This is a genomic window from Actinoallomurus bryophytorum (assembly GCF_006716425.1).
GTDB classification, from domain to species: domain Bacteria; phylum Actinomycetota; class Actinomycetes; order Streptosporangiales; family Streptosporangiaceae; genus Actinoallomurus; species Actinoallomurus bryophytorum.
Window position 1 is genome coordinate 281,328 of record NZ_VFOZ01000003.1, and the last position, 18,773, is coordinate 300,100.

The 18,773-nt window shown below is 71.0% G+C and carries 18 protein-coding genes and 1 riboswitch; of the genes, 8 read left to right on the forward strand and 10 right to left on the reverse strand.

Translation table 11 applies throughout. The features are described 5' to 3' along the window. Positions 1-36: 36 nt before the first annotated feature. Complete coding sequence (locus FB559_RS42650) at positions 37-975, reverse strand: hypothetical protein (protein WP_141963795.1); 939 nt, start codon at positions 973-975, stop codon at positions 37-39. Between the two features lie 88 nt (positions 976-1,063). Here FB559_RS42650 and FB559_RS42655 point away from each other — a divergent pair, with 88 nt between their 5' ends. Beyond that, positions 1,064-2,011, forward strand: a complete 948-nt coding sequence (locus FB559_RS42655) for an alpha/beta hydrolase (RefSeq protein ID WP_141963797.1) — start codon at positions 1,064-1,066, stop codon at positions 2,009-2,011. Between the two features lie 63 nt (positions 2,012-2,074). On the opposite strand, the gene FB559_RS42660 is transcribed toward FB559_RS42655, so the two are convergent. The 5 genes from FB559_RS42660 to FB559_RS42680 all read right to left on the reverse strand — a co-directional run bounded on the left by FB559_RS42660 (position 2,075) and on the right by FB559_RS42680 (position 6,885). Beyond that, on the reverse strand, positions 2,075-3,007 hold the full coding sequence (locus tag FB559_RS42660; protein WP_141963802.1) for a serine hydrolase domain-containing protein: 933 nt from the start codon (positions 3,005-3,007) through the stop codon (positions 2,075-2,077). Further along, positions 3,004-3,732, reverse strand: coding sequence for a Clp protease N-terminal domain-containing protein (locus tag FB559_RS42665; protein ID WP_141963809.1), 729 nt, complete (start codon positions 3,730-3,732; stop codon positions 3,004-3,006). Before FB559_RS42665 ends, FB559_RS42660 begins: the two co-directional genes overlap by 4 nt. 71 nt (positions 3,733-3,803) lie before the next feature. Continuing rightward, positions 3,804-4,625: a pentapeptide repeat-containing protein gene (locus FB559_RS42670; RefSeq protein WP_246122929.1), complete on the reverse strand. Its 822-nt coding sequence runs from the start codon at positions 4,623-4,625 to the stop codon at positions 3,804-3,806. A 44-nt stretch (positions 4,626-4,669) separates the two neighbouring features. Next, positions 4,670-5,812 carry an acyltransferase family protein gene (locus FB559_RS42675; RefSeq protein WP_141963818.1) on the reverse strand — a complete coding sequence of 381 codons (1,143 nt, stop codon included), beginning with the start codon at positions 5,810-5,812 and terminating at the stop codon, positions 4,670-4,672. Beyond that, on the reverse strand, positions 5,809-6,885 hold the full coding sequence (locus FB559_RS42680; protein WP_141963820.1) for an alpha/beta hydrolase: 1,077 nt from the start codon (positions 6,883-6,885) through the stop codon (positions 5,809-5,811). The genes FB559_RS42675 and FB559_RS42680 overlap by 4 nt, the downstream gene beginning before the upstream one ends. Positions 6,886-7,018: 133 nt before the next feature. On the opposite strand from FB559_RS42680, the gene FB559_RS42685 reads away from it, so the two are divergent. The 3 genes from FB559_RS42685 (at position 7,019) to metH (ending at position 12,734) form a co-directional block, all read left to right on the forward strand. After that, a complete protein-coding gene (locus tag FB559_RS42685) occupies positions 7,019-8,182 on the forward strand; it encodes a sensor histidine kinase (RefSeq protein WP_141963822.1) in 1,164 nt (387 codons plus the stop codon). Then, positions 8,179-8,835, forward strand: coding sequence for a response regulator (locus tag FB559_RS42690; protein ID WP_141963824.1), 657 nt, complete (start codon positions 8,179-8,181; stop codon positions 8,833-8,835). The genes FB559_RS42685 and FB559_RS42690 overlap by 4 nt, the downstream gene beginning before the upstream one ends. A gap of 182 nt (positions 8,836-9,017) precedes the next feature. Beyond that, positions 9,018-9,096, forward strand: a riboswitch (S-adenosyl-L-homocysteine riboswitch). 14 nt (positions 9,097-9,110) lie between these two features. Continuing rightward, positions 9,111-12,734 (forward strand): methionine synthase, encoded by a 3,624-nt coding sequence (metH, locus tag FB559_RS42695; RefSeq protein ID WP_141963826.1) that lies wholly within the window; start codon positions 9,111-9,113, stop codon positions 12,732-12,734. An 80-nt stretch (positions 12,735-12,814) separates the two neighbouring features. Here metH and FB559_RS42700 read toward each other — a convergent pair whose 3' ends face one another. Then, positions 12,815-13,477 carry a DUF4097 family beta strand repeat-containing protein gene (locus FB559_RS42700; RefSeq protein ID WP_141963828.1) on the reverse strand — a complete coding sequence of 221 codons (663 nt, stop codon included), beginning with the start codon at positions 13,475-13,477 and terminating at the stop codon, positions 12,815-12,817. A gap of 222 nt (positions 13,478-13,699) precedes the next feature. Between FB559_RS42700 and FB559_RS42705 the strand changes: the two genes are divergently transcribed. The 3 genes from FB559_RS42705 to FB559_RS46380 all read left to right on the forward strand — a co-directional run bounded on the left by FB559_RS42705 (position 13,700) and on the right by FB559_RS46380 (position 14,985). Further along, complete coding sequence (locus tag FB559_RS42705; protein WP_141964175.1) at positions 13,700-14,458, forward strand: GbsR/MarR family transcriptional regulator; 759 nt, start codon at positions 13,700-13,702, stop codon at positions 14,456-14,458. Between the two features lie 114 nt (positions 14,459-14,572). Beyond that, complete coding sequence (locus tag FB559_RS46025; RefSeq protein ID WP_342781062.1) at positions 14,573-14,854, forward strand: RNA polymerase sigma factor; 282 nt, start codon at positions 14,573-14,575, stop codon at positions 14,852-14,854. Continuing rightward, on the forward strand, positions 14,851-14,985 hold the full coding sequence (locus FB559_RS46380; RefSeq protein WP_281286374.1) for a hypothetical protein: 135 nt from the start codon (positions 14,851-14,853) through the stop codon (positions 14,983-14,985). The genes FB559_RS46025 and FB559_RS46380 overlap by 4 nt, the downstream gene beginning before the upstream one ends. An 82-nt stretch (positions 14,986-15,067) precedes the next feature. Here the strand turns inward: FB559_RS46380 and FB559_RS42715 are convergent, their stop codons facing one another. The 3 genes from FB559_RS42715 to FB559_RS42725 are packed head-to-tail and all read right to left on the reverse strand — an operon-like array spanning position 15,068 to position 17,699. Next, a complete protein-coding gene (locus tag FB559_RS42715; protein ID WP_141963832.1) occupies positions 15,068-15,844 on the reverse strand; it encodes an amino acid ABC transporter ATP-binding protein in 777 nt (258 codons plus the stop codon). Then, positions 15,841-16,839 carry an amino acid ABC transporter permease gene (locus FB559_RS42720; RefSeq protein ID WP_141963834.1) on the reverse strand — a complete coding sequence of 333 codons (999 nt, stop codon included), beginning with the start codon at positions 16,837-16,839 and terminating at the stop codon, positions 15,841-15,843. Before FB559_RS42720 ends, FB559_RS42715 begins: the two co-directional genes overlap by 4 nt. Beyond that, positions 16,836-17,699, reverse strand: coding sequence for an ABC transporter substrate-binding protein (locus tag FB559_RS42725; RefSeq protein ID WP_185792760.1), 864 nt, complete (start codon positions 17,697-17,699; stop codon positions 16,836-16,838). The genes FB559_RS42720 and FB559_RS42725 overlap by 4 nt, the downstream gene beginning before the upstream one ends. 439 nt (positions 17,700-18,138) lie before the next feature. Between FB559_RS42725 and FB559_RS42730 the strand changes: the two genes are divergently transcribed. Continuing rightward, entirely contained in the window at positions 18,139-18,762 is a 624-nt protein-coding gene (locus FB559_RS42730; protein WP_141963838.1) for a dihydrofolate reductase family protein, read from the forward strand. Positions 18,763-18,773 lie beyond the last annotated feature (11 nt).

Below are 18,773 nucleotides of genomic sequence, written 5' to 3' on the forward strand. Positions count from 1 at the left end.
TGCTAGGGACCGGCCTGCCCCGGCTCGACGGGATATTCAACCGTTCAACCGGCGTACGGGGCGGCCGTCGGCGTCCGTGGTGAGCCAGGAACCGTCGCCGGCGGGCTCGATGACACACGACGTCCGCTGGTCGAGCCTGGGGCCGACCTCTCCGGTGCGAATGCCGACCCGGTAGTGGTGCCACCACTCCTGCCCGTCCTCGTCCTCGCCCCCGATCGTGACGATGGCCGTTTCGGAGTCCAGGTAGCCGCTACTCCATTCGACGTAGGCCTCGCTCCACTCCTCGGTCTCGTATCCGAAGGCTTCGAGGGGGAGGCGAAGGAATTCCTCGCCGTCCGGATAGGTGTGGAACGCCACGTCGGACTGGTCGTCATCGATGGTCATGAACTGCTCGCCGTCGGCCGCCAGGTCGATCAGCGCCCGGTCGCCCCACGGGTAGGTGAACAGGTTCAGGTCGCCACCGTCGAGGGCTCCGCGGAACAGGTTCGAGCCGTCCTGACCTTCGCCGACGTCGAGGAGCATGTGCACGCCGTCGGGATGCCGGAAGTGGATGGCGCCATGGCCGACGGTTCCCAGGTCGGTTTGGGCCACTACGGTGCCCTTCTCGGCATCGAGCACGACCCACTTGTCGACGCCGCCCCGGCCAGCCATGGCGTCGGGCCGGTAGACCCATACCAGTGCGCCGTCGGCGGAGAACCTGCAGCTGGGGCTGTGGCCGTGTTTCGTGGTCGACCGGGGTTCGAGGTCATAGCGCCAAAGCTCGGTCCCGCCGTCGGTGACGCAGGCAACGGCGTCCGTGGTCGTGTAGACCGCACGGCTGAGATCGGCGGAGCCGGTATGGCCGAGGACCTCGTCCCCCGGCCGTACGGGGAACACCACCACCGGATCGAGCACGCCCTGGGCATCGCCTGACGGGTCGTAGACGCACACGTTTCCGTCGAGGACGCGGGAGAAGATTCGGGGGGACTCGCTCATGGCCAGAGCGTAGCGATCCCGTGCCTTGACCATCGGCGATGAGCGTTCGGGCCTGTTCCGCAGGGGGCGGCTGGGGCAGGCTGGGGCCATGCTCATCACGACCGGCGCGGACGTCGCCGCGCAGACCCGCTCCTTCAACCAGACCCTGATCGAGGTCCTCGCCACTCTGCCTGCCCACTATGAGCTGAACGATCCGGTGGCATCGCGGGCGGCGCGTGAAAGCGGCGAGGGACCGTTCCCGGTGCCGGCGCGGGTGGACGAGGGCCAGGACCGTGCGATCACAGGGCGCGCGGGTCAGGTGCCGCTGCGGGTGTTCGTCCCGCCCGTCGTACGCGGGGTGCACCTGCACATCCACGGCGGCGGATGGGTCTTCGGCTCGGCGGACGGCCAGGACGCCGCGCTGTGGCGGCTCGCGACGGCCGCCGAGATGGCGGTGGTCAGCGTCGGCTACCGGCTCGCACCCGAGCACCCGTACCCGGCCGGGCCCGATGACTGCGAGGACGCGGCGCGCTGGCTGATCGACAACGCCGTGCGTGAGTTCGGCACGGACCGGCTGACGATCGGCGGCGAGTCGGCCGGCGGGCATCTGGCGGTGGTCACCCTGCTGCGCCTGGGCGCGCGGGCCGCGGCGTTCCGCGCCGCACAGCTGACCTTCGGCGTCTTCGACCTGGCGATGACGCCCAGCCAGCGGCTGTGGGGCGACCTCAACCTGGTCCTGTCCACGCCGACCATGGGCTGGTTCTATGAGCAGTTCGTGCCGGGCATGAGCGCGGAGGAGCTCCGGCGGCCCGACGTCTCCCCGCTGTACGCCGACCTGGCCGGCCTGCCGGCGGCCCGGTTCGTGGTCGGCACCCAGGATCTGCTGCTGGACGACACGCTGTTCATGGCGGCTCGCTGGGAGGCGGCGGGCAACGACACCGTACTCGAGGTGGTCGCCGAGGCCGCCCACGGCTTCACGCAGTTCCCGCTGACCGTCAGCGAGCGGGAGCTGATCGCCCAGGAGGAGTTCCTGGCGAAGGCCGTAGCGGGCCGTTGACCGCACCATCCGGCCGTTCAGGTGGCGCACGGCGCGTTTGACGGCCGCCCGCGGCGTGGGTGGTCACGGCCGCAGCGTGGCCTGTACCGCCCGTACCAGCTTCATGAACTGCTGTGGACTCACGGAGTCGATCTGCGGTGGCTGCGTGCCCTGGGAGCGGGCGAGGACGATGTCGTCGGGCACGGCCCGCAGGTGCACGATCACCAGCCCTGGCGGTACGCAGAGCAGGTACTGGCCGAAGTTGCCGATGGCCAGGAAGGAGCCGCGTCCCAGAAAACGGGGGAGCCACCAGGAGTAGCCGTAGTCGAGCTGCACCCCGGCGCCGCGATCGACCTGGACCGAGGTGCTTTCGGCCACCCAGGGCGCGGGCACCACCTGCCGGCCGTCCCAGCGCCCGCCCTGGAGCAGCATCGCGCCGAGCCGCCCGAGGTCGCGGGCGGAGAGGGAGAAGTGGTGCGCGAGGTGCTCGGACACGTCCGGGCGGCCGAGCAGTCGCTGGCGACCCGGGTCGAAGTCCTCGAAGCCGAGCGGTGCGGCCAGGTCGTCGGCGAGCGCGTCGAAGACGGACCGGCCGGTGCACTGCTCGAAGATCGTGCCGAGGGTGTTGAAGTCCCAGTTGTTGTAGAGGAACAGCGCGCCCGGCGGCTGTGTGCCCCGGGCCGGCGCGTCCTGCTCGGGTCCGGCCACGGTCGCGGACGGGTGATAAACACCGGAACTCGACGTCAGCAGGTCGCGGACTGTGGCGCGACGTTCTTGCGGCAGGAGCCCGCCGGTGTCGTCGATGCCGAGTTCGCCGAGGGTGGCGCCGAGCCGGATGGTCCCGTCGGCGACCGCGGGTCCGTAGAGGACGGAGAGGATGCTTTTGCGCGCCGAGGCCAGATGGCCCGGCGCGGTCGTCGCGCCGTGGTCGAGCACGACCCGGCCCCGGTCGAGGACGAGGAACGCCGTGGTCGGCAGGGCTTCGAGCGTGTCGGCGACCTGCTGCAGGGCCGTCATGCCGGGTCCCGTGCCGGGCGGCCGGCGAGGCCGAGCAACTGGGCGAGCGCGGCCGGCCGGGTGACGCCGCGCGCCACGAGTACCTGGCCGGCGCGGCTGCCGGGTGTGCGCAGAAGCCCGAGGAAGAGGTGCGCCACCGTGACGCCGTGCCCTTGGGCCTCGGCGGCCGCGCCGTCGATCGCCCGGCGGACGTCCGAGCCGATCGCAGGCTGCGCCGTCGCGGCCGGCCGGTTATCGTCCGGCTCCTCATCGAGGGCGGCGCGGACGTCCGCCGGATCGGCGCCGAGCGCGCGGATGACGGTGCCGGCAAGCCCGGCCGGATCGTCGAGGACCGCGACGAGGAGATCGCCGCTGTCGACCGCGTCGTGGGCGAGCCGGCCCGCGCGTGTCTCGGCGCGGCGAAGGCAGTCGAGCGCTTCGTCGTCGAATCGCCGCAGGACGCCGGCGCGGACGAGATCCTCGACGGTCAGCTGGCCGATCAACGGTGCGTAGCGCTGTTGCGCGCCCTGCCGGCTGAGGCCGCGTGGCGCGCCGATGTCCGCCCACGAGCACCCCTCGGCGCGGGCCAGCTCCACGAAGAAGCCGACCAGGCTCTCGCCGAGAACGTTGAGCTCACCGGCGATCCGCTCCGCGGCGCCGATCTGTGCGACGGGGTCGCGTGGCTCGGCGATGCCATCGAGGAGCACCAGGCCGACGAGTTCCCGCAGCGTGGGTATCTGAGCCATGACATCTTTTTAGTTGACAGCGAATGCATCGTCAATAGATCTGTTGACGCAGTCTTGGAAGGACCGAGCGTCTACCAGTGCGCGGGACGGGACAGCGATCGGGGCAGTCCGGTCCGCGCGTCGCCCCTGGCCGCGTCCAGCTGGGACTGGGTGAGGAAGATGCCGGCGGTCAGGTCGGCGCCCCGCAGGTCGGCGTCTCTCAGGTCCGCGCCGGTGAGGTCGGCCAGGCCCAGGTCCGCGCCTCTCAGATCGGCGCCGATCAGGAGCGCCCCGCGCAGGTTGGCGGCCCGCAGGTCGGCGCCTGCGAGCCGGGCGCCGATCAGGTCCGCGCCCCGGTGGTCCCGGTGCGGGACGCCGGCACGTACGCGTTCGCTCGCGCGCACGAGCAGCGTGTTGACGTCGCGGCGGTGTGCCGCCACGTCGAGCCCGGCCAGAACGTCCGGGCCGTCGCCGGTGAGGCGCTCGGTGTCGTCCAGCGCGCGGGCGAGCTCGTCCCGCAGGGCGCTCGCCGGGGTCAGTCTCTGCGCCTCGGTCAGGTACCACAGCAGCTCGTGCAGGTCCCGCATGATCGAGAAGATCTGGAACATCCGCCGTGCCGTGGTGGGGCTGGACCGCCAGTCCCGGCCCCCGAACGTGACCTGGGAGACCTTCTGCCCGGCACCGAAGCAGTCATAGACGGTGCAGCCGCGGAACCCGTCGCCGCGCAGCCGGGCGTGGATGCCGCAGCGGAAGTCCGGCGCGAGGTTCGGGCACGCCTGACCGGCCCTCTTGTCGATGGCGAAGTCCACCGAGGCGGAGAAGGCCGGCGCCACGCAGCACAGCGCGAAGCAGCTCTCGCAGTCGCCTCGCAGGCCGCTCGGGTCCGGCGGCGTGGTTCGGTGATGTTCAGGCAAGGTGTTCCCGTACGGCTCTGACCGGCATGTCGGCATATCTTCTCTCATCCGCCCCGGCGCCCGGCCGCGCGGGCCTCGAAGCGGTGGAACAGCGAGCACAGGCCCGCCAGGACCAGGGCGAACACCGGCAGCCACGGCAACCGATGCGCGGGCCAGTCACCGGTGGGGGCGTCGAGCAGGCCCGGCAGCCCGCCCACGAGCAGGCCCGCGAACGTGACCAGCAGCAGCGCGCTCTGGTGCCAGCAGTAGAGGGTCATCGCGGCGAGGTTGAGCGCGGCGACGGGCGCCCACGCGGCGGGCCGGCGCAGCAGCCGGGCCAGCCACGGCCGCAGCAGCAGGAACGCGCCGAGCTGGGCGGCGCCCAGCGCCAGGGTGAACAGCGACGGCGGGTCCAGGTTCGACCGTGCCGCGCCGGGCACGCCGACCGCGCTGGCCGGATAGCCGGCCAGCGACACGAGCGCCGCGCCGCCGGCCATGCCCAGCGGCAGCAGCACCGCGGCGGCCCGGCGCGGCAGCCTGCCCTCGGCGAGCGCGACACCCAGCAGGTACGGCGCCGCCCACGCCACCGGCACTGTCGCCGTCGCGAGCCAGCCGGGCAACCCGTGGCCGTGCGCCGCGTCGGTCAGCGCGACCACCGCCACCGGCGGCAGGACCGACCACGCTCCGCCTCGCAGGACCGCGGCGCGCAGCACCGGCGTGAGCGCGGTCAGCACCAGGTACACCAGCAGGAACCACAGGGGATGCGAGACCAGCGACCAGACCACGTGCCGGGTACTCCTGGGCGCGCCGGTCGCGGACAGCAGCCACAGGGCCGGCAGCCAGACGGCGAGGAGCACCAGCACCGGCCGCGCCGCCCGCGAGACCCGTGACCCCAGCCAGGACCGGCGGTCGCGGCCCTCGACGCTGCGCGCCGCCGCGTACCCGCCGGCGAAGAAGAACAGGCTCAGCGTCTGGAAGAGCCACGTCACCGGCGCGAGACCCGGCGCGTACGCCAGCGGGCTCGCGCCGTGCAGCGCCGCCGGCCGGTACGGGTCGCTGACCAGCGCCGACACCAGCCAGTGCCCGGACACCACGCCGAGGATCGCCACGGCCCGCAGCGCGTCCACGGTCCGGTCCCGGTACGCCGGCGTCGCCGCCTCGATCCGCGCCGCCCAGCCCACCGGCACCTCCACTCCCGCCGTGGTCACGTCCGGCCCCCGTACGCGGCGATGCGGGCCAGGGCGGTCAGCGAGTCGGTCCCGGGGGAGAGGTAGTGGTCATGGCCGGTCACGTCCGCGGTGGGGAACACCTGGGCACCGAAGGCGGGGTCGGCTGGCTTGGTCCCGTGGCCGAGGCCGAAGACCTGCACGCCCGGCACCCACCGGATCCAGTCCCGCGCGGACTGACCGGCCCAGACCCGGGCCGAGGTGCCCAGCCCGGTCACGTCGTGGACGCCCATCCCGGGGCTGCCGAACACCGCGAGGTCGGTCACCTGAGCAGGCAGCCGGGGCGCGGCCGTCCCGATCACCGTCGACCCGTAGCTGTGCCCCAGCAGCGCGACCGTCGCACCCGGGCGGACCGCGACCAGCCCGGCCACGAACCGCTCCAGCGCGGCGGCACCCGCCCGTGCCAGGTCCTCACGCGCCTCCGCCGCTTCGATCCCCTTCGGCGTCTCGTAGCCGAGCCAGGCGATCACGGCGATCCGGCCGCCGTACCGTGCCGCCTCGCGGTACAGCCCGGCCGCCTGGACGGCGGGCGAGCGGAACCGCCTGCCGCCCACCCCGGTCCAGAAGTTCGCCCCGCGGGCGCCCGCGCCGGGCACCAGGACCGCGATCCGGTCCGCCGCCCGCAGGTCTCCGAACACCTGTGCCACCCGCCCGTCGCCACGGGCGTCGAACAGCAGGTACCGGCCCGGCCGGCCCCGGTACGGCGGTCCGGCGGCGTCCATCGCCCGCCGGTTCGCCGCGTACCGCGACGCGACCGGCGCGCCGTCCAAGCCGCCCAGCACGCCCGGGTACTCGGCGGCGAGCTCGCGCTGCTCGGCGGTGCCGGCGGCGGCCAGGAAGCGGTGCACCGTGACGGGATCGGCCGTGACCGGATCCGGCAGGTGCCGGCCGTCGGCGCGCCACGCGGCGGTGCCGGCGGGAGCCGTGACCCGTACCGCGCCCGGCGCGGCCGCCAGCGTGCATGCCGCCGGTGCGACCGTCATCGCCGCGGCGGCCAGCGCCGTGGCCCTCTTACGCCCTCTGCGCCGTTCGGCCGGTTCGTTCGTTTTGATCACGCGGCCAACGGTGTCGTGACCGGCATCGACGGAGCATCGGCCCGCCGGCCGTGTTCGCGGCGGCTCGGGGTAGCCCGTGGGCGTAGTCCCACGGGCCGATGCCCGGCCGGACGCGGCTGGTTACGATCGGCGCATGTCCACCCCTCCGCGTCCGCCGCTGCTCAGGCGGTCGTTCTCGAGGACGCGGACGGTCCTGGCGTGGATCGGGGGTGTCATGTTCCCGATCGTGCTTCTCGCCATCGTGGCGGCCAGGTTGTTCGGCACATGGTTCATCGTGCCCGTCCTGGCCATGCTCCTGCCGGTCGGCCTGCTGCGGCGCCGGCCGTCGCTCGCGCTCGGGCTGATGCTCTTCGTCCTGGTCGCCATGGTGCTGCTCAATCCGGGCGGAGGCGGCGGCTATCCGTCGAACCTCTGGTTCGCGCAGGTGGCCGCGGCCGACATCGCCGTCGGCTTCATCGCGGCCAACCAACCCAAACGGACCTCGGGCATCGCCTTCGTCTCGACCCTGATCGTCGAGTCCGCCTGCGCCATGTACTACACGACGGCCGTGCCGGGACTCACCCCGGCCGCGTTCATGATCCTCGCACTTGTCGTCGTCTGGCTGATCGGCCGTTCGATCGGGCAACGCCGCGAGTACGGCGAGGCCCAGCGCGCGCAGGCCGCGGTGCAGGCCGTCCAGGCCGAGCGGCTGCGGATCGCCCGTGAGCTGCACGACATGATCGCGCACAGCATCGGCGTCATCGCCATCCAGGCGGGCGTGGGCGGCCGGGTGATCGACACGCAACCGGCGGAGGCACGCAACGCGCTGAACGCCATCGAGGACACCAGCCGGGAGACGCTGGCCGGGCTGCGCCGGATGCTCGGCACCCTCCGCCAAGCCGATCAAGGGTCGGCGCCTCTGGACCCCACGCCGGGTCTGGCGGACCTGGACGGGCTGGTCGGCAGGTCGCTGGCCGCCGGTGTCCGGGTCGAGGTACGGCGGCTCGGCCAGGAGCGTGCGCTGCCCGCCGACATCGACCTGTCCGCGTTCCGTATCGTCCAGGAGGCCCTCACCAACGTGATCCGCCACGCGGGAGCACGCGACTGCCGGGTGGTCCTGGACTACCGGGACGAGGAGTTGCGCGTCGAGGTCACCGACGATGGGCGTGGCACCATCGGTGCCCCGGTCGCCGGATACGGCATCGCCGGGATGCGCGAACGCGCCGCCCTGCTGCACGGCCACTTCAGCGCGGGACCGCGTGCCGACGGCGGGTTCGGTGTGTCGGCGCGGCTGCCGGTCCCCGCGGAATCTCGATGACGGTCCGTGTCGTCCTGGCCGACGACCAGCCGCTCGTACGGGCCGGGCTGCGGGTGCTCGTCGCCGACCATCCCGACCTGGAGATCGTGGGAGAGGCCGGAACGGGCACCGAGGCCGTCCGTATCGCCGGGGACTCCGACCCTGACGTGGTGGTGATGGACATCCGGATGCCCGGCATGGACGGCATCGAGGCGACTCGGATCATCACGGCGGACGCCGAGGCGCCGCGCGTCCTCATCCTCACCACGTTCGACGACGACGACTACGTCTACGGCGCTCTGCGCGCCGGCGCGAGCGGCTTCCTCGTCAAGGACATGGCGCTGGAGGACATCCTCGCGGCGATCCGCGTCGTCGCCGCGGGCGATGCCCTGATCGCGCCGGGCGTCACGCGCCGGTTGATCGCGGAGTTCGCCGGCCGCCCCGAGCCCGCCCCGCCGCGGCGTAACGTCGAGGGCATCACGGCACGCGAGCGCGAGGTGCTGACCCTCGTCGGACGCGGCATGTCCAACGGTGAGATCGCCGCGCAGCTGTACGTCAGCGTGGCCACCGCCAAGGCGCACGTGGCCCGGTTGTTCACCAAACTGGGCGCCCGCGACCGGGTCCACCTCGTCATCATCGCCTACGAGGCGGGCCTGGTCGCACCGCCGTCATGACGCACCCCAGGCAGATCTTCAGCGATCTCCCGGAACGGTCAGCAGGCTCGCAGGCGCTCGGCGAGCGCCGCTCCGGTGCCGCGACCCATGAACGTCAGTCCGTACCCCCCGCCGTGTCCGGGGTTCGCCATTCGGTGCCGGTCGGATGTGAAAGCCGGGACTTCTCGGTAATCTAGGGGTCGTAGGTCGAGAGGCGCTGCAACGGACCCGAGGGTCCGCCACGCTCGGCCTGCCATGTAACGGTAAGGGCGCCTCCCGATACGGGAGGTGGCCTGATGATCGAGTCCGTCAACGCCCAGCGCGAGGCGACGGGTGCCCTGCGTAGGTTGCTGGACGAGCGTGTCGTGGTGCTGGACGGCGCCTGGGGCACGATGCTGCAGGGAGCCGAGCTCACCCCGGCCGACTACCGCGGCGACCGGTTCACCGATCATCCGCAGGACGTGACCGGCGATCCGGACCTGTTGAACCTCACCCGGCCCGACGTGGTGCTGGACGTCCACCGGCAGTATCTGGCGGCCGGCGCGGACATCACCACGACCAACACGTTCACGGCGACCTCCATCGGCCAGTCCGACTACGGCCTGCAGGACCTCGTGCGGGAGATGAACCTGCGGGGCGCGCAGCTGGCACGCCAAGCCGCCGACGAGGCGGGCGGGCGGCTGGTGGCCGGATCGGTCGGCCCGCTGAACGTGACGTTGTCGCTGTCGCCGAGGGTGGAGGACCCGGCGTTCCGCGCGGTGACCTTCGACGAGGTGAAGGCCGCCTACGCCGAGCAGATGCAGGCGCTGGCCGAGGGCGGCGTCGACCTGCTGCTCATCGAGACGATCTTCGACACCCTGAACGCCAAGGCCGCGATCGCCGCCGCCCGCGAGGTCGCGCCGCAGCTGCCGCTGTGGATCTCGGTGACGATCGTCGACCTGAGCGGCCGCACGCTGTCGGGCCAGACCGTCGAGGCGTTCTGGGCCTCGATCGAGCACGCCGACCCGCTGGTCGTCGGGGTGAACTGCTCGCTGGGCGCCGAAGAGATGCGCCCGCACGTCGCCGAGCTGTCGCGGCTCGCCGGCGTCTACGTCGCCAGCCACCCCAACGCGGGTCTGCCCAACGCCTTCGGCGGCTATGACCAGACACCGGAGGAGACCGCCGGTCTGCTCGGGGAGTTCGCCGGATCCGGCCTGGTCAACATCGTCGGCGGCTGCTGCGGCACGTCGCCCGAGCACATCGCCAAGATCGCCGCCGCGGTCGCCGGTATGGCGCCCCGGCCCGTGCCGCCGCCCGCCACCGGCACCCGCTTCAGCGGCCTGGAGACCTTCGAGATCGGCCCCGACACCGGCTTCGTCATGATCGGTGAGCGCACCAACGTGACCGGCTCGGCCCGGTTCCGCAAACTGGTCGAGGCCGACGACTACCAGGCCGCCGTGGACGTCGCGCTGGAGCAGGTACGCGGCGGCGCGAACCTGCTCGACGTCAACATGGACGCCGACCTGCTCGACAGCGTGGAGGCCATGACCACGTTCTTGAACCTGGTCGCCACCGAGCCGGAGGTCGCACGCCTCCCGATCATGATCGACAGTTCGCGGTGGAGCGTCCTGGAGGCCGGGCTCAAGTGCGTCCAGGGCAAGGGCGTCGTCAACTCCATCAGCCTCAAAGAGGGCGAGGACTCCTTCCTCGAGCAGGCCCGCAAGATCAAGTCGTACGGCGCCGGCGTCGTGGTGATGGCCTTCGACGAGCAGGGCCAGGCCGACACCACCGAACGCAAGGTCTCGATCTGCGGCCGTGCCTATGACCTGCTCACCCAGCAGGCCGGCTTCGCCCCCGGCGACATCGTCTTCGACCCGAACGTCCTGGCGGTCGCCACCGGGATCGCCGAGCACAACGGGTACGCCAAGGCGTTCCTGAACGCGCTGCCGCTCATCAAGGAGCGCTGCCCGGGCGCGCGGACCAGCGGCGGCATCTCCAACCTGTCGTTCTCCTTCCGCGGCAACAACGTCGTACGTGAGGCGATGCACTCGGCGTTCCTGTTCCACGCCGTACGCGCCGGCCTGGACATGGGCATCGTCAACGCCGGGCAGCTCGCCGTCTACCAGGACATCCCGGCCGACCTGCTCGAGCTCGTCGAAGACGTGCTCTTCGACCGGCGCGAGGACGCCACCGACCGGCTGGTGACCTTCGCCGAGACCGTCACCGGCTCCGGCACGCAGCGCGTCGTCGACCTGTCCTGGCGTGAGGGGCCGGTGGAGAAGCGGCTCTCCCACGCCCTGGTGCACGGCATCGTCGACTTCATCGAGGCCGACACCGAAGAGGCGCGCCTGGTGGCCGACCGCCCCCTGGAGGTGATCGAGGGGCCGCTGATGGACGGCATGAAGATCGTGGGTGACCTGTTCGGGGCGGGCAAGATGTTCCTTCCCCAGGTGGTCAAGAGCGCCCGCGTGATGAAGCGGTCCGTCGCCTACCTCGAGCCGTTCATCGAGGCCGACAAGGCGGGCCGGTCCGACGAGGAGAACGCCCGCGGCAACGGCAAGGTGGTGCTCGCGACCGTCAAGGGCGACGTGCACGACATCGGCAAGAACATCGTGGGCGTCGTGCTGGGCTGCAACAACTACGAGGTGCTGGACCTGGGGGTGATGGTCCCGGCCGCCAAGATCTTGGACACCGCGGTCGCCGAGGGCGCCGACGCCGTCGGCCTGTCCGGGCTGATCACCCCGTCTCTGGACGAGATGGTCTCCGTCGCGACCGAGATGCAGCGCCGCGGCCTGAAGATCCCGCTGCTGATCGGCGGCGCCACGACCTCCCGCCAGCACACGGCCGTACGGATCGCGCCGGCCTATGACCGTACGACGGTCCACGTGCTCGACGCGTCGCGTGTGGTCGGCGTCGTCTCCGATCTGCTCGACACCGACCGGGCCGAGCAGCTGGACGTGGCCAACCGGGCCGACCAGGCGCGGCTCCGCGTACAGCACGAGAACCGTCGGCAGCGTCCCCTGATGCCCCTCGCCAAGGCCCGCGCCAACCCCGAGCGCGTCACCTTCGAGGACCTGCCCACGCCCGCCTTCACCGGCATCCGCCAGGTCGAGCCCGGCCTGAAAGAACTCCGCGAGATGATCGACTGGCAGTTCTTCTTCCTCGCCTGGGAGCTGAAGGGCAAGTACCCCGCCATCCTGGACATGCCCGAGGCCCGCGAGCTCTTCGACGAGGGCAACGCCCTGCTCGATGAGATCGTCTCGGGTGGCCTGCTCCAGGCCCGTGGCGTCTACGGGTTCTGGCCCGCCCACTCCGAGGGCGACGACATCCTCATCGAGGCGGCTTCCGGGCGGGATCTGCTGCGCGTGCCGATGCTGCGCCAGCAGACGGTCAAGCCCGAAGGCCGCCCGAACCGCTGCCTTGCGGACTACGTGGCGCCGGCCGGTGACCATGTCGGCGGTTTCGCGGTGTCCGTACAGGGCGCCGAGGCCCTCGCCGGCGTCTACGAGGCCCAGCAGGACGACTACAAGGCCATCATGGTCAAGGCGCTGGCGGACCGTCTCGCCGAGGCGTTCGCCGAGTGGGCCCACCTGCAGGCGCGGCGCGACTGGTTCGAGCCGGACGCCGAGCCGGCGTTGGAGGACCTGCACGCCGAGCGTTTCCGCGGGATCCGGCCGGCCTTCGGCTACCCGGCCAGCCCCGACCACACCCTGAAGCGCGAGCTGTTCGACCTGCTCGACACCGACCGGATCGGCATGGACCTGACCGAGTCGTTCGCGATGACGCCGGCCGCCAGTGTCAGCGGCCTGCTGTTCGCCCACCCCTCGTCGCGTTACTTCACCGTCGGGCGGATCGGCGAGGACCAGGCGGACGACTACGCCGTACGGCGGGGCCAGGACCCCTCCGAGGTCCGCCGCTGGCTGCGCCCCAACCTCACCTGAGGTCCCCGTGGCCGGCCCTCCACGGCTCAGGGCCGTCAGACCCGTTGGTCTGACGGCCCTGTCCGGGTGGGGGCCGCAGGTCACAGGCTGCGGGCGTTGATGTCGCCGCGCGAGGTGGTGGCGCGGATGCCCAGCTCGGCGGTGCCGTCGTTCTTGAGCGCGTTGCTGACGCGGCCGTGGCCGGTGCCGGCGTCCAGGGAGGCCGAGACACCGGCGGCGGCGCCGACCGAGATGTCGCCGGACCGGGTACGGAGCACGACCGCGCCGCGTACGGCCTCGGTGATCCGGATGTCGCCCCTCGCGGTGCTGATCTCCGCGGGGCCGCCCAGCCGGCCGACCTCGACGTCGCCGTCGACCGCGGTGAGGCGGACGCCCGCGGCCTCGTCGATCTTGATCTGGCGGTATGCGCCTTCGAAGGCGACGTCGCCGAGGCGTCCGACGGCCCGGAGCTCGGCGCTGCCCGTCTTCGCCTCGACGCGGGAACCGGCGGGCAGCCGGACCGTCACCTCGACGGATCCGGAGGGGCCGAAGGGCTGGTTCTTCGCCGGCGTCTCGATCCGCAGCACGCCGTCGCGGTAGTCGACCGTGGTCTGCTCGGCGGCCTTGACGTCGCGGCCCTTCGCGGCGTCCGCGGGCAGGACCTCGACCGCGGTGTCGGCCCGGTCGGCGGCGATGAACCGGACGCGCCCGGCGGGGACGTTCAGGACGGCGGAGATCGGGGCGGGGGTCTCGAACTTCTGCATGATGCGCTCCTGCGGCTCGTTGTTTCGAACACTGGAAACGCTACGTTGCATTTCAATACTCGGCAACATCCTCGTTGCGTGAATACCTTATTTACACAGGTGAACGCCTCAAGATCGTTGCAGTAGCCTCGAATTTAATGCAACAACCGTCCCCCCGTTTGTTGCAATGGATTGGAGGTGAACGCTATCTTGGCGGCATTCAGGGACACGATGGAGGTCGCGATGCCGGGAGGCAGGCTCACTCAGCAGGAACGCCAGCAGATCGCGCTGGGGCTGGCCGACGGCCTCGCCTACGCGGAGATCGCCAGGCGTCTCGACCGCCCCACCTCCACGATCACGCGTGAGGTGATGCGCAACGGCGGCCCCACCGCCTACCGGGCGGACCTGGCCCACCGCGCCACCGAACGCCGTACCCACCGGCGCAGGGAGGCCGCGCCCCGGGGACCGGAGGCGTTCCCCCAGCCCCACGGACGCGACCCCGAGGCCGTACGCGAGTACGAGGAGTTGTTCACCACCGTCCTGATGCAGGCGGGCACGCCCAAGATGATGGCCCGGGTGCAGGCCTGCCTCTACACCACCGACACGGGCAGCCTCACCGCGGCCGAGCTCGTCCAGCGCCTCCAGGTCAGCCCGGCGTCCATCTCCAAGGCGATCACGTTCCTCGAAAGCCAGGGCCTCGTCCGCCGGGAACGCGACGAACGCCGCCGCGACCGCTACGTCGTCGACGACGACATCTGGTACGAGGCGATGGTCGCCAGCGCCCGGTCCCTCGCCCAGGTCATCGAGGCCGCACGGAAGGGCGCGGGCATCCTCGGCCCCGGCACCCCGGCCGCCGTCCGCCTGGAGAACATCGCCCGTTTCGTCGACTTCGTCAGCGAGAGCATGACGCGGGCCGCGGAGCAGGCCCGCGAGGTCCTCCACACCAAAGCCGTGGCGACGCCGGGCGACACCGCCGAGCCGAGCGGGCCGGCCACGGGGTGAAAGATTCCGGCGGGGTCCGGACATGTGACAGGTGTCCACCAAAAGGTCACATGTTCCAGGAGGTCAGGTGTCGAGGGACCCGGGGCACGGCGTCACACGCTGAAGACGGCGGCGTTGATCGCGGAGCTGGCGGCCGGTGCGCCGCCGCCGCGGGAGGACTCGGCGGTCGCCGAGGTCTTCGACCGCCTGCCGGACCGCGATCGTGAACTCCTCGCGCTCGTGGCCTGGGAAGGCCTCTCCCACGCCGAGATCGCGACGACGCTCGGTTGCTCGTCAAACGCCGTGGGCGTTCGCCTGCACCGGGCGCGCAAACGCTTCGCGCGCGCCCTGCGGTCCGCGGGCGTCGACCGGCCTGCCGCCGCGGTGTCCGTTCTTCAGGAGAGTGATCTGACATGACGTCCCCGATCGACGAGCTCGTCGCGGGTCTGGCAACGGTGCGCGACAGCGACATCACGAGCGAACCGGGCGGCGCCGGCGGCCGGTCCCTGCTCGCGGCCATTGGTCACCCCGCGGAAAGGCGACCCTGAGCCCCTTCCGCCCGGCTGACCGGGTCCGGCCGGTCCGAAAGGGGGTCCCGCGGGACCCCCTTTCGGACTCGTACGCGACGGGTTACAGCACGCTCTTGAGGAAACTGGTCGTGCGCGCGTGCTGCGGGTTGTTGATGACCTGGTCGGGCGTTCCCGACTCCACGATCTGGCCGTCGTCCATGAAGGCGACCTTGTCGGCGGCCTCGCGGGCGAAGCCGATCTCGTGGGTCACCACGATCATCGTCATCCCGGTCTGGGCCAGGTCCCGCATGACGTTCAGGACGTCGCCGACGAGCTCGGGGTCCAGCGCCGAGGTCGGCTCGTCGAAGAGCATCAGTTTGGGATCCATCGCCAGCGCGCGGGCGATCGCCACCCGCTGCTGCTGCCCGCCGGACAGCTGGCTCGGATAGGCGTCGGCGCGATCGCCGAGCCCGACCTGTTCCAGCAGCTGCATCCCGCGGGCACGCGCCTCGGACGGGCGTTTCTTCGCGACGCCGACCGGCGCCTCGATGATGTTGCCCAGCGCGGTGAGATGCGGGAAGAGGTTGAACCGCTGGAAGACCATCCCGATGCCGCGGCGCTGCGCCGAGACCTCGCGTGGCTTCATCTCCCGCGCGCGGCCGCCCCGCTCGGTGTAGCCCATCAGCTCGCCGTCGACGTAGATGCGGCCGCCGTCGATCTTCTCCAGATGGTTGATGCAGCGCAGGAACGTCGACTTGCCCGAGCCCGACGGGCCGAGCAGGCAGAGCACCTGCCCGCGCTCGATGGTCAGGTCGATGCCCTTGAGCACGTGGTTCGGCCCGAAGTGCTTCTGCACGCTGCGGGCCTCGACGATCGGTGCGGCTCCCGCCGTGTTCATGAGGGGCTCCCCATGCCTGAGTCGGTTCGTGCGACGGTGCGCAGCCGTACCCGCGCGGCCTGGTACCGCAGCCGGATCTGCTTCCACGGGGACGTCGGTGGCCGCCGGGCGGTGCCGCGGCCGAACCTGCGTTCGAGGTAGTACTGCGGTATCGAGAGCACCGTCGTCATGGCCAGGTACCACGCGCTCGCGACGATGAGCAGCTCGACCTGGCTGAGGTTCTGCGCCGAGATCTGGCTCGTCCGTGTGTACAGCTCGTGCACGGCGATGAGTTCCAGCAGCGCGGTGTTCTTCAGCATCGAGATGGTCTCGTTGCCCATCGGCGGGATGATCACGCGCATGGCCTGGGGCAGGATGATGCGCCGCAGCGTGTACGTCGGCGACATGCCCAGCGAGTAGGCCGCCTCGATGTGCCCCGCGTCGACCGAGAGCAGGCCGGCGCGGACGATCTCGGATGCGTACGCGGCCTCGTTCAGCCCGAGCGCCAGCAGACCCGCGACGAACGCGGTGATGATCGTGCTGGTGTTCGCCGAGGCGAAGGTGATCGAGGTGAACGGGATCCCGATGCTCAGCCGCGAGTACAGCAGCCCGAGGTATCCCCAGAAGACGACCTGCACCAGCAGCGGCGTCCCGCGGAAGAACCAGACGTAGACCCAGGACAGGACCCGCAGGACCGGGTTGGTCGAGAGCCGCATCACCGCCAGGAGGACGGCGAGCATGGTCGCCAGGATCATCGAGGTCGCCGTCAGGGTGACCGTCAGGCCCACGCCGCTCAGGATGCGCGTGTCGAACAGGTATTTCGCGACGACAGTGTGGTCGATGTTGGGGTTGCGCCAGAACGACGCCAGCGTGCCGCCGAACACGACCAGCAGGGCCGCCGCGGCGACCCAGCGGCCCGTGTGCCGCAGCGGCATGGCCGCCACGTCATCGTCCGCGGGCGACGGCGTGGCGGCCTGCCCGGCTCCGTGTTCGGTGCTGATGGCCTTACCGCTCATGCCTTGCCGTTGATCAGTGCGGCGTCGATGGCGTAGGGCGTGAGCTTGTACTTGGCGAGCATCTGTTTGTACGTGCCGTCCTGGATCAGCGACTTCAGCGCGGCCTGCAGGGCCAGCGTCAGGTCATGGTCCTTCTTGAGCACGCCGATGCCCGTGTTGACCGGCGCGTACCCGCCGGGGTGCTGGCTGTCGTGGACGACCTCGAAGAGCTTGCCGCTGCCGGCCGTGACCGCGGCGTACTCCGCCGGAGCCGCGTCGAGCACGTCCGCGGTGGCCTTGCTCGCACGTACGGCGAGCTGCGCGTCGGTCTCGGCCGGCACTTCGACGAGCTTCATCGCCGGCTTGCCGACCCCGGGGCACTTGCGGGACTCGGTCTTCATCAGGTCCGACTGGACCGTCGCCTTGGCGACGGCGACCGACTTGCCGCACAGGTCGAGCACCGTGCCGACGTGGTCGGGGTTGCCCTTCTTGACGAGAATGGCCATGCCGGCGTGGAAGTAGTCGACGAAGTCGAGCGTCTTCTGACGCTCGGCGGTGTCGTTCATCCCGTTGATGATGATGTTGTGCTTGCCCGACTGCAGCGACGGGATGATGGTGTCGAAGTCCTGGTTCTCGAAGCGGAAGCCGATGCCGAGCTTGCCTCCGATCGCCTGCCCCAGGTCGTAGTCGAAGCCGGTGAACTTCCCGCTCTCGGTCAGCATCTCCATGGGCGCGTAGACGCCGCTGGCGACGTTGACTCCGCCCTTGAAGCGCGCCGGGACCATCGCGGCGAGGGCGCTGTCCTTGGCGACGGCCACCTGGCTCTGCTTTGGCTGCGTCGAATCCTCGGTGTTGCTGCATGCCGACAGCGAGGCGCTCAACGCGGCGACGGCCATTGTGGCCGTTACGAAACGCGCTCGAAACATAGCGGGCTCCATTCGGGGGTTAATTGTCCGTTGGCCATTCGATGGCCGACCGGGGCGGGGGCGGGACCAGGCGGTTCCATATTTCGCGCAGGCCGAGATCGTACTGAAGATCATGATCTCGTGTGCACCGCCGGTCTTTTGCCGAAAGGACGAAGATAGGGCCAACGCCCGCCTTCTGGGCAAAAAATGTCAACTCTTGGTTGGTGCGATACAGGACATTCCACACATTTCGCCTAGTTCGTCCGTCTGTGGGGCGCGTGATGCCCTCGCGTGCGCGTCCCGGAAAGTTCTTTGAAGAAGTCCGGGAGACGGTGTCGGATCGCCGTGGTGGAGTTCGTAGCAGGGGTGAGGCCGCCCGTGAGGGGCGGCGCACCCTGGCAGAGGAACCGCGATCATGAAGCTGACGACCATGACTCAGGTCACCATCGATGGAGTGATGCAGGGGAACGGCGGCGCGTCGGATGAGGACCGCAGGAACGGGTTCGAGCGCGGCGGATGGGCCCGGGGGAAGGGCGACCGCGAGACTCACGCGTTCATCAACCAGACTTACCGGCGCGCCGAGGCGTTCCTGTTCGGCCGGCGGACCTACGAGCTGTTCGCCGGCTCATGGGGGACCCTGACGGCCCAGGACGCCCCGGGCTGGGAGTCCGTCGTGGAGGCGTTGAACACCCGGCCCAAGTACGTGGCGTCGGCCACGCTCACCGATCCGGCGTGGCTGTTCACGACCGTCCTGTCCGGCGACATCGCGGCCGCGGTCCGAGAGCTGAAGGCCCGGCAGGGGGGTGAGCTGCAGGTGCACGGCAGTGGCATCCTGGCCCGGTGGCTGCTGGACAACGATCTGGTCGACGAGATGACCCTGATCACCGTCCCGGTGGTCGTCGGCCAGGGCACTCGGTTGTTCCCCGATGCGGGCCCGGATCTCGCGCTGGACCTGGTCGAGTCGCGCGTCGACTCCAAGGGCGTGACGATCCAGGTCTTCCGGCCGGCCGGGCGCCCGGAGTATGCGCCGACGGCTTGAAGTCCCTGACC